The 15,118-nt window shown below is 57.7% G+C and carries 12 protein-coding genes; 2 read left to right on the top strand and 10 right to left on the bottom strand.

The annotated features are described in order from the left end of the window. Positions 1 to 104 precede the first annotated feature (104 nt). From ACT3TP_RS06235 to ACT3TP_RS06220, 4 genes are read right to left on the bottom strand one after another with little or no spacing between them, the layout of a single operon-like run. On the bottom strand, positions 105 to 509 hold the full coding sequence (locus ACT3TP_RS06235; protein WP_444617447.1) for a universal stress protein: 405 nt from the start codon (positions 507 to 509) through the stop codon (positions 105 to 107). After that, positions 506 to 2,107, bottom strand: coding sequence for a tripartite tricarboxylate transporter permease (locus ACT3TP_RS06230; protein ID WP_444619910.1), 1,602 nt, complete (start codon positions 2,105 to 2,107; stop codon positions 506 to 508). The genes ACT3TP_RS06235 and ACT3TP_RS06230 overlap by 4 nt, the downstream gene beginning before the upstream one ends. A gap of 21 nt (positions 2,108 to 2,128) precedes the next feature. After that, positions 2,129 to 2,632, bottom strand: a complete 504-nt coding sequence (locus tag ACT3TP_RS06225) for a tripartite tricarboxylate transporter TctB family protein (RefSeq protein ID WP_444617443.1) — start codon at positions 2,630 to 2,632, stop codon at positions 2,129 to 2,131. After that, positions 2,629 to 3,648, bottom strand: coding sequence for a Bug family tripartite tricarboxylate transporter substrate binding protein (locus tag ACT3TP_RS06220; protein ID WP_444619908.1), 1,020 nt, complete (start codon positions 3,646 to 3,648; stop codon positions 2,629 to 2,631). Before ACT3TP_RS06220 ends, ACT3TP_RS06225 begins: the two co-directional genes overlap by 4 nt. A gap of 221 nt (positions 3,649 to 3,869) precedes the next feature. Here ACT3TP_RS06220 and ACT3TP_RS06215 point away from each other — a divergent pair, with 221 nt between their 5' ends. Next, entirely contained in the window at positions 3,870 to 5,477 is a 1,608-nt protein-coding gene (locus ACT3TP_RS06215; RefSeq protein WP_444619906.1) for a sensor histidine kinase, read from the top strand. A 10-nt stretch (positions 5,478 to 5,487) separates the two neighbouring features. Continuing rightward, positions 5,488 to 6,159 carry a response regulator gene (locus tag ACT3TP_RS06210; protein ID WP_444617437.1) on the top strand — a complete coding sequence of 224 codons (672 nt, stop codon included), beginning with the start codon at positions 5,488 to 5,490 and terminating at the stop codon, positions 6,157 to 6,159. Positions 6,160 to 6,531: 372 nt separating this feature from the next. Here the strand turns inward: ACT3TP_RS06210 and ACT3TP_RS06205 are convergent, their stop codons facing one another. The 6 genes from ACT3TP_RS06205 to ACT3TP_RS06180 form a co-directional block, all read right to left on the bottom strand. Next, positions 6,532 to 7,932, bottom strand: a complete 1,401-nt coding sequence (locus tag ACT3TP_RS06205) for a flavin-containing monooxygenase (RefSeq protein WP_444619904.1) — start codon at positions 7,930 to 7,932, stop codon at positions 6,532 to 6,534. 756 nt (positions 7,933 to 8,688) lie between these two features. Beyond that, positions 8,689 to 9,549, bottom strand: a complete 861-nt coding sequence (locus tag ACT3TP_RS06200; RefSeq protein ID WP_444617433.1) for a prephenate dehydratase — start codon at positions 9,547 to 9,549, stop codon at positions 8,689 to 8,691. Between the two features lie 255 nt (positions 9,550 to 9,804). Further along, positions 9,805 to 10,101, bottom strand: a complete 297-nt coding sequence (locus ACT3TP_RS06195) for a DUF3024 domain-containing protein (RefSeq protein WP_444620003.1) — start codon at positions 10,099 to 10,101, stop codon at positions 9,805 to 9,807. A gap of 141 nt (positions 10,102 to 10,242) precedes the next feature. Further along, positions 10,243 to 11,259 (bottom strand): NAD-dependent epimerase/dehydratase family protein, encoded by a 1,017-nt coding sequence (locus tag ACT3TP_RS06190; RefSeq protein WP_096288235.1) that lies wholly within the window; start codon positions 11,257 to 11,259, stop codon positions 10,243 to 10,245. Further along, on the bottom strand, positions 11,256 to 13,844 hold the full coding sequence (locus ACT3TP_RS06185) for an alpha/beta fold hydrolase (protein ID WP_444619902.1): 2,589 nt from the start codon (positions 13,842 to 13,844) through the stop codon (positions 11,256 to 11,258). The genes ACT3TP_RS06190 and ACT3TP_RS06185 overlap by 4 nt, the downstream gene beginning before the upstream one ends. Next, positions 13,841 to 14,866 carry a 3-oxoacyl-ACP synthase III gene (locus ACT3TP_RS06180; protein WP_176484261.1) on the bottom strand — a complete coding sequence of 342 codons (1,026 nt, stop codon included), beginning with the start codon at positions 14,864 to 14,866 and terminating at the stop codon, positions 13,841 to 13,843. Before ACT3TP_RS06180 ends, ACT3TP_RS06185 begins: the two co-directional genes overlap by 4 nt. Positions 14,867 to 15,118: the final 252 nt, after the last annotated feature.

The raw sequence follows: 15,118 nt of genomic DNA, 5'->3' as shown, positions 1-15,118 counted from the left end.
TTTTCTTCGATTTAGTGTTGGTTTCGTGGCAGCGGCCGGAGAACGCTGAAGCCCGGGCGTGCAAGAGAGATTCTCTTTCACGCCCGGGCTTCAGTTATCTAGTGTTACTGCCAGGCGTTGTCTGCCTTCACCGAGAGGACTGGGCAACCAGCCTGCATCAGGATGCGTTGCGCGGTGCTGCCCATAATGAACTTGCCTACCGTGGTGCGTTTGCGCAGTCCGATGACGATGAGTTGCGCTCGTTGCGCTTCGGCGACTCGCAGAACCTCGTCCGCTGCATCGCGTCCCTGGGCAGAGCGTTCGATCCAGTGTTCAATTCCGGCGTCAGCGAGGCGTTCTTCCAGGAGATGAAATTCCCTGGCATCGATCAGTCGATCATCTACCAATGCATCTCCTTTTGACGAGTTGACCACCACAAGTCGAGCCTGCACGCGTTGTGCCTCGACGATTGCCTGGTCTAGAGCCGCTTCACCCTGTGGGGAGGGGAGATAACCGACAACAATTGTCATGATTTGTCCTTTCCGTCCTGCTCGTCTTCTGCCGAGTGACGTGCTCCGGTTGACAGGCCGGCTTCGGTCTTTTCCAACTCGTCTTCGCTGATGGCTCCGCCGGCGGCTAAGCCTGCGGTGAGCTCGGAGGTGCCGCCTCGTGCCTTGCGAATCATGTTGAGGATCGTTGGGATGAGCAGCAAGATGGCAATGATGATGTAGATCGTCACCGCTACCGGCTCACTCCAGAGCCCGGAGATCTCACCAGCACTGAGCTGGAATGACTTACGCAGTTGTTGTTCTGCCATGGGACCAATGATCACGCCGAGGACCAACGGGAGGATCGGCAGCCCAAAGCGGCGCAAGGCAAAGCCCAGCAGGCCGAGCAATAGTAGTAGCCACAAGTCCGCGGTCTGCATGTTCACCGAGAACGCGCCCAAAGTGGCGAAAAACAGAATGCCTGCGTATAAGAACGGACGCGGGATCTTCAGCAGCTTCGCCCACAACGGTGCCAGCGGAAGGTTGAGCAGCAGCAACAGCGTGTTGCCAATGAACAGACTGGCAATTAGTGCCCAAACCAGGTCTGGTTCATTTTCAAAGAGCAGGGGACCCGGCTGGATGCCCTTCATGGTCAAGAATGCGAGCATGACGGCTGCGGTGGCGTTTGTCGGCAGTCCCAACGCCAGCATCGGTGTCAGAGTACCGGCGGCCGAAGCGTTGTTCGCGGCCTCTGGACCTGCCACACCCTCGATGGCACCGTGTCCGAATTCCTCCGGGTGCTTGGAAAGCTTCTTCTCGGTCACGTAGGAGAGGAAAGTTGGAACTTCGGCGCCGCCAGCGGGCAATGCACCGAACGGGAACCCATAAGCGGTGCCGCGCAGCCATGGCTTCCATGAGCGCTTCCAATCATCCTTACCCATCCAAGGGCGTCCGACCGGAATCGTGCGTGCAGGATTGCGCCGGAGGTGAGCTGCGATCCATAGCGCCTCGCCGATAGCGAAGATCGCCACGGCAACCACCACGATATCCATGCCATCAATCAGTGGAGCGAAGCCAAAGGTCAGACGGCTCTGCCCAGAAACCGGGTCCATGCCGACCAAGCCAATGGCCAGGCCAAGGCCAAGAGCTGCGAAACCACGGATCTTTGAAGACCCGAGAACCGCGGTAACCGTAACCAGGGCGAGAACCATGATGGCGAAATAACTCGGAGCGCCAAGGCTTACCGCGAACTTCACCACAAACGGTGCCACGGTCACTAGCAAGGCGGTGCCGATGGTGCCTGCAACAAACGAGCCGATGGCAGCGGTGGCCAACGCTTGGGAAGCACGTCCAGCCTTGGCCATCTTGTGGCCCTCGATGGCCGTGATAACCGTGGAAGATTCGCCCGGTGTATTGAGCAGGATAGAGGTGGTCGAGCCGCCGTACATGCCGCCATAGTAAATGCCGGCAAACATGATGAGGGAGCTAGAGGTTTCCATGCCATAAGTGACCGGCAGCAACAGTGCTACGGCCATGGCTGGGCCAATCCCGGGCAGGACACCTACGGCCGTCCCTAAGATCACGCCAACCAGTGCAAAGAGCAAGTTGACGGGAGTAAGCGCCGAAGCGAAACCATCCATCAATAGATTTAATGTTTCCAATTACAGCACCCCCGAAAGAATTCCGGCTGGCAGCTTGATACCCAAGCCCAAGTAGAAGCCGTAAAAGGTACCAAGTGACATAGCGATTGAGATTAGCAACGTCAGTACGTAGCGCCGGCTACCCAAAGAAATAGCTGCGCCGAAGAACAGAATGGTTCCCGAGATGACCCAGCCGGCTGTGTTGATCAATAAGATGTTGACCACAAATACTGCCAGTAGCGGAAGGACAACCTTCCAGTCCGAAGGCTGGCTAAGGTCAACGTCTTCGCCTTCCTCGCCCTCGGCGAGGTTTCCGCGGAGCACGGTAATAGCCAGAGCAATGGAAGAAAGTACCAGGATTCCCGCAACCCCATAAGGCAGGGCCTTGGGACCCACCACGTCGGACTGGGAGTACGTCACATGCAACTGCGACGCATCAACGAACACAATGATTCCCACCAGAAAAAGAAACGCGGCGAACAGGAGTTCGACGCGCTTCTTTTTCACTGTGGTTACTTGGCTCACGCCAGACCCAGGGTCTTGAGCACGGTAGCTACACGCTCGTCCTGCTCGGTGAGGAAGGTCGAGAACTCGTCGCCCGTCATGAACGCGTCGGTCCAACCGTTGGTTTCCAGAGCTGTCTGCCATTCTTCGGAGTCGTGCATCTTGGTGACCGCCTCGGTCCACTTCGCCTTGTCCTCATCCGAGATCTCCGGTGGCGCTACCAGGCCGCGCCAGTTGGAGAAGACCAAGTCAATATCGGACTCCTGCAAGGTTGGTGAATCAACACCTTCCAGACGTTCTTCGCCACTGGTCGCCAGGACGCGAACGGAGCCTTCTTCGATCTGCTGCATGTACTCGCCGGCGCCGGAAGCTGCGAAATCGAGCTTGTTCCCCAAGATGGCTGGGAGCAGATCGCCACCGCCGTCATAGGACACGAAATTCACGTCCTTGGGATCAATTCCTACGGCTTCGGCCAGCTGCATCGGCAGCAGGTGGTCGGGTCCACCCGGCGACGAGCCGCCACCGACCGAGAGCTTCCCTGGATCCTTCTTCCACGCAGCTACAAGATCATCAATGGTCTTGTATGGGGAATCCTTGGGCACCATGATTGCGCCCGGCTCTTCGATGAGCTTTGCAATCGGGGTGGTCTCGGTCAGCTTGGCTTCTGATTCATTGGTGTAGCTTGCGCCCACCACGCCCAGGCCCATGAGCATCCCGAGGTCTCCGTTGCCTTTTTCGTTGACGATTCGGGCAAGACCAACGGTGCCGCCAGCGCCGGCAAGGTTGAAGACTTCGAGATTTGAGGCGATTGCTGCGTCATCCATGACTTGCGCTGCCACGCGAGCGGTGGTGTCATAGCCGCCTCCTGGAGTGTTTGGAACCATGATGCGCAGGCCCTCGAGTGGGCCGCTTGCGGCGGAGCCGGAGGCGCTTGGGTCGCTGCTAGAGCTGGTGACGCCGCAACCCGTTGCGGTCAGTGCGAGCGTTGCAGCGGCGGCCACCGCTGTCAGCATGCGGAGGGACTTGAAAGTTTTCATGGATTCAGCCTTTGCCTTCATTGGGGTGCGAATAGTTCAACACTAAGCAGGCGAGTGAGGCAGGTCACGCTTGCGTACGCAAAGAAAATACTGTTCATTGTGTAACCAGAAATTGTGAGCTGGCTCATCCGAAACTTCGGTAAAGTTGCCGGGTGCACTGCAATAGCTGTGCCGTAGGGGAAACATCTGCAAGGACAGCAGATGACGGGTAAGGAGGGGCAGTGAAGACTGCAAGGGCCTGGCCCAGCGAACTATTCGCCAACAGAATGTCCCTCGCCGGGCAGTACCTCATATTGCAGTTGCTGATCATTGGCGTGGTGGTCACCGGATTTGTGGTGGTCTCAATTACCCAGGCAACGAATACCTTTGAAAAAGAAGAAGGCCGGCGCAGCCTTTCCGCAGCAGAATCGCTAGCGGCCAACCCGCTCTTGCGGGTTCTCCTCCCGGGTGCCGAGCCGGAAATGGGGTCCGCGCTGCCAGCCATGGCCGAATCTGTACGCAGTATCTCGGGCCTGCAATTTGTCACAATTGCGGATCCTAGTGGTGAGGCGATCACGTCCAGCTTTCCCGACGAGGTAGGCACCACAATTCTTCAGCCCGAGTCACAGGTCATCGAAGGGCGAGGTTGGACCGGAGATGTCTGGCGCAAGGGGAAGCACGTATTGATCGCTCAGGTACCTGTCTTGGACGATGACGGGTCGATGGTGGGGATTGTGAGCACAGGGCAAAAATACCCTTCAACGCAGGCTGTCATTCGTGAAATCGCGCCCAACGCACTATTCACCCTCCTCATCTCACTTTTCTTGGGGGCCACCGGCTCGGTGCTCCTGTCCAGACGTGTCAAGCGCCAAACCCGCGGCATGGAACCAAGAGAAATTTCTGAACTCTTCGAACACCGTGAAGCCTTACTGCACGGAGTGAAAGAGGGGATCATTTCTGTCTCCCCGGATCACCGGGTCATGCTCGCCAACGACATCGCCATAGAGTTGTTGCAACTACCCAATAACTGCGTGGGACAAACCCTTGACCAGCTGGAGGTGGCACCGCAGGTTACTCGTGCTCTAACCACGCAACAGCAACAGGCAGACCGGCAATTCCTCATCGCCGAACGAGTGCTGGTCTTCAACCGCATGCCAGTGATGACCGCGGGCAGGGACCTTGGCTCGGTGACCACTTTCCGCGATCGAACCGAGCTGACCCTCTTGGAGCAAGAACTCGGAGATAGCAAAGCAACGTCGGACATGCTCCGAGCCCAAACCCACGAGTTCGCCAATCAGCTCCACGCGATCTCCGGACTCATTCAATTAGGCGAGTATGACGAAGTCGTTGGATTCATTGACGGGGTGAGCTTCAGCCGCAGCAAACTCTTTGAAGATGTCGCAGCGCGAATCACCGAACCAACCATAGCCGCCTTGCTCATTGCCAAGGCCAGCGTTGCGACCGAACGCGGTATTCAACTCACCGTTACAGAGGACTCCAACCTGGGCCGCAATGATGACCAACTTGCTCGGGACTTGACCACCGTTATCGGAAACCTCGTAGACAACGCCATAGACGCGGTATCAGCGGTGAGCCAACCACGCATCGAACTACGCATTGCAGAAAGCGATACGCAAATTACCGTTGTGGTGGGCGACAATGGTTCGGGGGTAGATGACGCGGCAATCGATGAAATCTTTACCCAGGGATTCTCCACCAAAGACACGACCGTCTCCGGGGGAAGGGGATTCGGGCTGGCTTTAACCAGACTGGTCTGCCGTCGCCGCGCCGGGGACGTCCAAGCGGTCAATGACCACGGTGCGCGTTTCACCGCCACACTCAGGAAGTAGGGAACAACTCGTGATCAAAGTACTGGTGATCGATGATGACTTCATGGTCGCCAAGGTGCACTCCGGGTTCGTCAATAACGAGCCGGGATTCTCGGTTGTGGGAGTAGCCCACTCGGCCAACGACGCGATCAAAGCCGTAACCGCACTCTCGCCAGATCTCGCGTTGCTAGATATCCACCTACCCGATATGAACGGGCTCGACCTGCTCCAACGGCTACGCGAAGTACAGCCGGACTTAGATGTCATCGTCATTAGCGCGGCCCGAGAAATGGACACCGTCCGCCGTGCTTTAAGGGGCGGAATCGTCCACTACCTGATGAAGCCGTTCTCCCGCGAAGATCTTCGCGAACGGCTGGAGCACTATTCGAAAACTTACCAGCCGCTGCAAGAGGCAGATCAAGAACTGGAACAGGCAGACGTGAACCGGCTCTTCGGACTGAGCGGGCAGAACCGACGCCCCCTGCCCAAAGGCTGCAGCGCTGAAACGCTGGCACTCGTGGAAAACATCGTCAAGGAAGCCACTAATCCCATCTCCGCCACCGAAACCGCCGAGAAGCTCGGCACCTCGCGGGTGAGCGCTCGCCGGTATCTGGAGTACTTGGCCGAAGAGAACCTGGCTCAGGTGAATCTGCGATACGGGGGAGTGGGCAGACCCGAGCGACGGTATTCGTGGAAAAGCTAGATGTTGCTTTTCTAGCGACGAGGCTATTGCCGTCCAACTGAACTGAAATCGGACCTTCGGCCGAATAAAGGGGCTTTTCACATTCCAGGGCGCAAATGAGGTTATGCCCACCGGACTTCAGCAAGGAACTGCCTCGGCTGGCATACTGGAAACTAAATCCTCCGGTCTCCTGATTACACGGGAGCATTGCGGAATCTGGATGCAACTTTCGCAACTTGGCACTGGGAGCATTCGAACGTTCCGCCAATCATCCCGAATGCCTATTGGCTTCGGCTATGAAACGACGACGGGATATATACGTATTGCCCTGTGCCGAAAAATCGGCACAGGGCAATAGGCCCTTAACAGCTGAATAATCAAGCCAGATTTTGGCTAGTCGTTACGGGCATTGGCTTTCTCAAGCGCCGTGAGGTCTTCGAGCTTTTCTTCCTGCGGGGATGACATGTAGCGCTGGTAGCTATCGTCCAGCTCGCCGAGCCACGGCGTGTGGTGCTCAGCGGCCATGGTGCCGGTCATGACCGAGCGATAAACCTTATTGCGGTAGGTCATGATGTTCTTCTTCTTGTCGTTCTTCCATGCCATGAAAGTCCGGGTGACTTCATCCAGATCGAACATCGGATAGTCCGTCTGCTCGATGAGGTCGCGAATGTAGTCCGCCTGGAACTTCACTTCATCTTCCGCGGTCTCGATTGCATTGAATCGCTCCAGCCACGCATCTATGCTTGCACGCTGTTCGGACGCTGAAGGGACCGCGGCTTCTCCCAAAACCAGATCACGGACATACCAAGCCTGCGCATCGAACATGTTGAAGGTGAACCATTGATCCTGGGCACCTAGGTAGTAAAGCTGGCTGTTGTTCTCGGAAACCACGCCACGGTACAGAGTGTCCGGGTAGACGTTGTTCGGAGAATCAAGCGCAAGGTCCGAGGGCAAGAAGGGGTAATGGTGCAGATACCCTGTACACAAGACAACAGCATCAAATTTGCGGGAGACACCATTGCTGAAATGTGCAGTGGACCCTTCGAATCGGTCGATGAGGGGGAGCTCTTCGATGCCTTCTGGCCAATCGAATCCCATTGGGGCCGTGCGGTAGCTGTAGGTCACCGAGCGTGCACCCATCTTGAAGGACTGGACGCCAATGTCTTCGGCCGAGTAGCTCGCACCGATCAGCAGAACGTCTTTGCCTGCAAATCGCTCGGCCCCACGGAAGTCATGGGCGTGCATGAGCTCGCCGGGAAAACTTTCGATTCCCTTGAAATCTGGAACATTCGGGAAGCTGAAGTGACCGGTGCCGACAATGACATGATCAAAATCGTTCTTTTCCGTCTGGCCGGTCTGCAGGTCTTCGCTGGTGACGGTGAATAGCTTGGTGGTCTCGTCGTAATCGACCCAGCGCACTACGGTGGCAAAGCGGACGTACTTCTTGACGTCAGACTTCTCTGCGCGGCCATTGATGTAATCCCACAGCACGGCACGCGGTGGGTAGGAAGAAATTGGGCGGCCGAAATGCTCGTCGAAGGTATATTCGGCGAATTCCAAGGCTTCCTTGGGGCCGTTGGACCACAAGTTGCGGTACATGCTCGAATGCACCGGTTCGCCGTGCTTGTCGATGCCGGTGCGCCAGTTGTAGTTCCACTGGCCTCCCCAATCATCTTGCTTCTCAAAGCAGGTGATCTCGGGGATTTCACGCCCTGACTTCTTGGCAGAATCGAATGCCCGCAGCTGGGCGATGCCGCTGGGTCCTGCTCCAATGATGGCGACGCGTTGAGTCAAACATACCTCTCCGGCTTGTTAAGCCTTATTCAAGTTTCGCGCGCTGCTCCGGATCCCGATAGTGGGTTCGTGCGTGCTACGCGAATCAACAAAATGCTCTAAACCAGTCGACCAGTCACGCATAAAAAGCGTTCACATGTCGAGGAAAAACTGCCCTGTTCCAAAGGGCATCGTTACCGAGTTTACCAGCTGCCGATTCTATTGACCGGGAAACCGACGGACAGGGAACATGCACCAGGTAGATATAGACGCTGTTTTGAGGCACGGCAAGAGTTAAGCTGCCCCTACGAGCCAAGCCCAGTCGGCGGCTGAAAGCCGGTCAAAATGAGTTGCCCGCAGTTCTTACTTTGCGCACGCAGTCTTGGGTTTTGGGACTAGAAAAGGCCAGCCTCCCTCCTTGTCCATTGGACTGGAAGGGAAGCTGATGAAGTGCTACTGAACGCGGATCGATACGGCGGAGGGGCTTCGCTGGTGGAAAACACTTTTGCGCTGTGGACCACGAACGCTGCGATTAGCGGTTCTTCAGTACCGACGAATCTGGTGTATCCACCAGCGTGCCGGCGCCGAGTCACAGAGGTTGCCGACCAACATTCAATCCAGGAATCTAACCAAGCAGAGGCTCATGAATAGCTCTGAACCGGTAGTAGCGAACCGAGACCAATCCGATGACGATGTGCATCGGACCCGATGGGAAGGGCTGAATTGACGCGTGGGACAACGGTGAGTTCCAGCGCGTTGTCGCGGGGCGCTGCAGCATTAGATGAATGAAGCAGAACCGGCATGTCGGTGCTCGCTGGCCGCGTAGGTTCCGAGGGTTTTGATCTCCCAAGTGAAGAAATCCAGTTCTTCTAGCGCAAGCCGAACGGGCAGATCTTCCGGGTGCCCTTCTATATCAACCATGAAGGTGGTCGCGGCGAAAGTGGAGCCGACCATGTAGCTTTCCATACGAGTGAGGTTCACGCCATTTGTCGCGAATCCACCAAGTGCCTTGTACAGCGCACTGGGTACGTTGCGTACTTGGAAAACCAAGCTCGTGATGACGTCATCGGGCAGTTGTGCTCGGGTGGGCAGTGCTTGTTTACGGGCTAGCACAACGAATCTGGTCATATTCGTGGGGTCGTCTTCGACCCCGCTGGACAGGACCTCAAGTCCGTAAAGTTCTGCGGCCATCGGCGGGGCCAACGACAATTTTCGAGGGTCATTCCAATCCCGGATCTCGCGGGCGGACCCTGCCGTATCCCCGGCGATGACAGGGGTCAGCTGATGTTCGCGGATCAAACGTCGGCACTGGCCTAGCGCGTGGATGTGGCTGTGGACCTCGGTGGCGGCTTCGATGCTGCTACCGGGAATTCCGAGTAGGTCGAAACGGATTCTGAGGTAATGCTCTCCAACGATTTGGAGGTCAGATTCCGGGAGCAATACATGGATATCGGCAACGCGACCGGCAATGGAATTCTCTATTGGAATCATGGCGAGCTCTGCCGCGCCACTTTCGACCATCGCAAACGCATCCTCGAAGCTGGCGCACGGGACGGCTTCCATATCGGGGAACCTCTCGGTGCAAGCGATGTTTGAGTTCGATCCGGCTTCACCCTGATAAGAAATCTTATTGCTCATTGAATCAACTTAGCGCAGAGTACTGCCACTGCAAGAAAGAGTGAATCAAGGTTTCCTGACATGCGCCTTTTTCGGAATTCTGCGCAGTTGCCGCAGGAGCAGTTGCTCCGTGGCCGGCTCAGCCCCACCAAGAACATGCAGCATGCTGGGCAGTTTCAGAACTCATTTCGCATGGTATCAATGCTGACAGTTTGTATTTCAGGGCCACCCCGATCTGCTGATTGAGGAGCGACATAGCCGACTGTTAATGAACGCTTATCCGAAGAAGATTGGGTCCTGGCTGCCGGACAGAAAATCCAGAATTTCTTGAACTGCGGCAGTCGGACCCAGCATCTCGTATTTGTGAAATTTCAAGTTGCGGTCACGCCAATATAGGCTCCACAAACCTGTTGAACTGACGTATCGGTGTCTAGCAATGGGTGATCGTATCCAGTCTCCGCGGCCATCCCATGGGGGTCGTGACTCAAGAATGGTGACGTGATGTGGTGCTTCCTCGCATACTAGCTGTAAGCGATCGTGGACACTCTCAGGTATCTGCTGAGCGCACCACATTCGGACGCACGCTAATTCTGGTTCGGGGATCATCTCGAAGTAATCCTCCAGGTCCGGGTCGCAGAAGCAGTAGAACGTTTCGAGCCATCCAGGAGTGCCTTCCGGGCTGAAGAGACTATTCTGTAGCTATTTTCCAAAAATCTATCGATCAAGCTCAACGTAGTGGGAAGCGAGTCTTTGCAATCCCTCAGTGATGGTTACTTCAGGTTTCCAATCCAAGATTTCGTGCGTTTCGCGCTGATCAAACCAGTGCGCGGTTGACAACTGCTCCGCAAGGAACCGAGTCATTGGCGGCTCGTCGTGTACAAGATTCTTGGCGCCAGCCGCAAGCCAGAGGCGTTCAATGACCGACCCCGCACCGCGTGCAAGCCATCCCGGAACGTTTAGCCGGGGGGCCGGTGCGCCGCCCGCTTGGCAGATCCCTGCAATGAGCTCGCCCACTGGGCGCGGCTCACCATTGGTAACTACCAGGGCACGACCGTGAGCAAACTCCATGCGCTCGAGGCCACGGACAATCGCCGTGGCCGCATTGTCGATGTATGTGGTGTCAATGAGCGCGGCCCCATGATCCAGCAGCGGTAGTCGTCCGGCTTTTGCTCGCTGAATGACCCGCTCAACCAGCTGCGTGTCGCCGGGACCCCAGACCACGTGGGGTCTGATCGCCGCTACACGGAAGCCATCCGAATCTTGGGCAAGAGCATTGAGCTCCGCCGCCGCTTTGGACCGCGCGTAATTTCCGCGGGCCCGCTCAGGATCGGCCGCACCGGCGGTTGCGCCGGCCAACGGTTCTCCGAAGTGCGCCACCGAAGGGGAAGAAACAAAAACGAAGTCTTTGATTCCGGCTTCTTTGGAAGCCCTGAGCAGATTATTGGTTCCATTGATATTCGTGTCGACAAATTCTTGCCATGCACCGGTGAATGAAACCTTGGCCGCCAGATGGATGACGGCATCCATACCCTCGGTTGCTTGCCCTACTGCCTCAGAATCCGTAAGCGAACCCAACACATCGTCCGTGGCTCCCTGCGATGGTCTGCGTTGGAAAGTCCGGACATGATGGCCTTGGGTGCGTAGCAGCTCTGCTACGGCGCCGCCAAGCATTCCGCTGGCGCCGGTGACTAGGACGCGACGGGTTGGCGCGGAACTTTGCTTTTCACTCATGGCTTGCCGATCCTTCCGCCGGCCAGTGTGGTCGCCGCCCAGCCTGCCAGAGCCGCACGGTCAATCTTGGAATTGTGCCTAATGTCGGTTGGCAGATCCGGGACTACGAGTACAGCCGAAATTTCCAGCCCGGTTCGTTCCACCGCAGTGCGCACCGCGTGGGCAAATGCCACCGGGGCTGGAGCCGCGCGGCGGGCCGGTGGGACGGTTTCCATCACCACTACGGCGGCTTGAGTCCCTGCTGGTCCGACACCGACCACTGCAGCTCGTCCGGCGCCGGCTACAGATTCGGCTGCTTGCTCCGCTGCCACAGGTGTTTTCGAGCCCGTGGCGGTGTGCAGCACATGGCCGAGACGGCCTTCGACCCATAGTCGTCCCTGGTCATCGAGATGCCCCACGTCTCCGGTGCGGTGCCAGCCAGGAATGGAGGTGCTAACCTGCTCGGTGATCCAGAGCCTGTCGTAGCGGTCCTTCACGTGGGGTGCGCGCACCAGAATTTCACCGGTGAGGTTTGGTTCTTCCAATGGTTCGTTGCCCGCTTGGCCATCGGAACCAAGCGGTGCAATAGCTACTTGAGCCCCCGCCACCGCAGTGCCAACGCATACTCCGTTCCCTGATCCAGCGGCACGAATACCTGCCAAATCAATGTCGGTCACGGGAAGTGCCTCGGTCATCCCATACGGGGTATGCACCCGGGCATTGGGCACCAGGCTCTGGACCCTGGCCAGCAAAGGCTCTGGAATCGGTGCTCCGGCCGAGAGCATCAGGGAGACATTTTCGAGGATCTTGCGTTGGGGTCCGTCTAGGGCGTCTTCAGTTTCCAGCACATTCGCTAAGGCGGCAGGAGACGCGAAGACGGTGGTTGCGTCGACGGCTAAGGCTGCATCCGCCAGCGCCGCGGCGGTCAGGGTGCGCGGTGCCGTAACATCCATATCGGGGGTGACCGAGGTTGCGCCCAAGGCTGGGCCCAGAAGTGCGAATGGCGCAAATCCGGCCACCAGAGCGGAGCCAGCCTTGAGGTTGTACGTTTCGCGCAGGGTGTCCCGCATGGCAGCCAATTGCCGGTGCGTGTAGACCACACCTTTGGCCGGGCCGGTGGAACCGGAGGTGAAAAGCACCGCGGCATCGGCATCCGGGTCGGCTTCGTCAAACGTCGGCGCATCATGGGCAGCGGAATTACCGGACTCGAGCAGCTCGGGGACGGTATGTGCCACCCCGAGGAGTTTGCGCTTGGCAGCCGGCAAGTTTTCCACGGCGATCCGGGTGCCGGGCCAGCCAAAGAATCTGGCGCCCACGAGTGCACGATCGATCCCGATAAGGAAACTAGGGCCGGCCCCCTTGATGGCACGTCCCAAGCCCTTGGTGCCCAGGCCCGCATCTGCCACCACAATGACCGCGCCCAGGCGCAGGCAAGCGTAGATCAGTGAAGTCAATTCGATGCCTGGAGGCACCAAAAGATTGACTCGGGATCCGGCGGTGACACCGATCTGTGCGAGGCCAGCGGCGAGAGCATTAACGCGTTCGCCGAGCTCAGACCAGGACAGGGAGCGTGGGGGATTGATATCGACTACCGCAACGCTGTGGTCGTCGGTGCGTGAATCAAGCTCGGCAAGCATCGGACGGTAATCGCCTAGCGCGGTGGCGCGTGAGGAGTTCCTAGAATCCCGATCGGCGCCCAACCAATTAAAAATGGGGGAGGCGATATCGCGGTCTTCAGGCAACAGGTGGCTGGCGCCTTCGAAACGGTGCACCTGAGCGTGGGGCAGACGGCCCATCAGATCTCTTAGGTAGCGATCGGAGAACACCGGGTCCTTAGGGCCCCACAGCATGAGCGCCGGAACGGAGAGCGAGCGAATTGCGTCGGAGATCTCCTCCAATGCAGGACGGCTCGGGTGATCTTCGCTAAAAGGAATATCCGCTACGAAGTTTGCGACGCCTGTGCGCTTGTCCGCGCTGGTGTAGGGAGCCATGAATGCCTTGCGGACGTCTGCCTCTAAGGCCGGCTGAGCCAGCGAATGAGTCACTCGAAGGAATGCGTCAGTGCTCTTGGTGCCCCACCCATGGACTGCAGGGTTCGAAGCCAAACGCAGGGCGGCTGGTAGCTCGAAGCCCGCAGGGTGTACGGCGGTGTTGGTAAGGATTACGTTCGCCAGCTGCTCTTGGTGGGCTACGGCCCAGCCCAGGGAAATGATTCCTCCCCAGTCGTGGCCAACCGTGGTGACCTTGCCGTTGAGTCCGAGGCCGTCGATCAAATCGCCTAGGTCGTTGACTCGATCGGCCAGCCGACGGAACTTCCCGGTGCGGGCAGAGAATCCCATATCAAGCTGGTCTACGGCGATGACACGCCACGGCAAGGCGTTGTCCGAAACGTGGCTCAGCAGGCTGCGCCACAGGTAGGACCATGTGGGATTGCCGTGCACGCACACCAGGGTGCCGGCCGGGTGGATACCACGCGCGATGAGTTCTTCTTCGTTGTCCAGCAAATGCCACAGGTGGGTGGTTCCTGGATCGTCTATCTCCGAAGTAGAAGGGACGTCTAGGTAGCCCGAGTATTTTGCATCTACGCCGGGAAAGATCTCGGTCACCAGGCGATCTCCATCATCGCGGTGTTCAGTCCTGAGCCGACGCCCATGCAGAGCACGCGGTCACCAGGCTTTAACGAGTCGGCCTCCTGCGACAAGGTCATTGGCAGGGAAGCAGGCCCCACGTTGCCCCATTTGGAGAAGGTGATCGGCACTCGGTCCTTTACTAGGCCCACGGCTTTGATAATGGCGCTGGTGTAGGACTTCGAGACCTGGTGGGTGACGTAACGGTCCATGGACTTCCAGTCCCAGCCGGAATGGTGTGCTTCATCCCAAGCATCAACTACCAACTCCAAGCCGTTGTCCAGCAGGCCTTTGGTGTCGGTGTACATGCCGGTCGGACCGCCGACACAAAGCTCGTGGTGCTCGGTTCCTGCGCGGGAAACCCCGCCGAGAATGCGGTGTCCGTCAGGGTGAACATCCGCCGGTCCAATGACGGCGGCAGCCGCGCCGGAGCCCAGAGTCAGAGTTGCAAATTCGCGCATGTAGTCTTCACGGGTGGAGTTCTCGGCGTTGAGGCGCTGGAACGTCGTCTCCTGGGTGGGCCGGGAATCTTCACCGGCCACGATCAGCGCGTACTTGATCTGTCCGGAATCAATCATGTTTGCAGCCAGGCTCATACCGTTGACGAACCCTAGGCAGGCGTTGGCCACATCGAAGTTCATGGCGGAGGACGGCAGGCCCAATCCGTTGTGAACCTTTGAGGCTACCGAAGGCTCTAGGTTGCGTCGGGTCACCGAAGTGTTGATCAGGAGGCCGATTTGGCCTGGTTCAACGCCGGCCTGAGCCAGCGCTTTCTTGCCAGCGAGAATCGCCGCATCATCAAATTCCATGCCTTCGGACCACCAGCGGCGTTCTTTGACACCCGACACTCGTTCAAGCAGCTTTTTGGAGAGGCGCAGACGCTTGAGGCTAGGGGCCAGACGCTCGTCGAATTCTGCCGAACTCATGACCTCAGGTGCAAGTACGCTGTTTACCGCCAAGAGGGCCACATTGTGGTGTTTAAAAGTGGCATTGCCGTTCAAAATTTAGCCTTTGTGTCGGGGCTGTCGCGCCGTTCACGGACGCGACGAAGTAACAATCGTTTGATGCGTTAGAGTCATCAACGAAAAAACGTCTACCTCTACCGTATTCCTTGTTGGAGCGCACTGCGTACACGGGCGCGCTATTTTCAGCGGTTAGCAAGAAACTCTCAGGGTTTTCAGCTAAATTCCAGTGGTTTTCGCTCGGTGAGTTACTGCACAGTAACTTGTTTCTTGCATTTCAGCTAAATGAGG

It is taken from the genome of Glutamicibacter sp. AOP38-B1-38, assembly GCF_052377485.1.
Classification (GTDB): Bacteria; Actinomycetota; Actinomycetes; order Actinomycetales; family Micrococcaceae; genus Glutamicibacter.
Note: the sequence above shows the minus strand (reverse complement) of the source record. Positions and strands in the feature narration are given on the sequence as shown.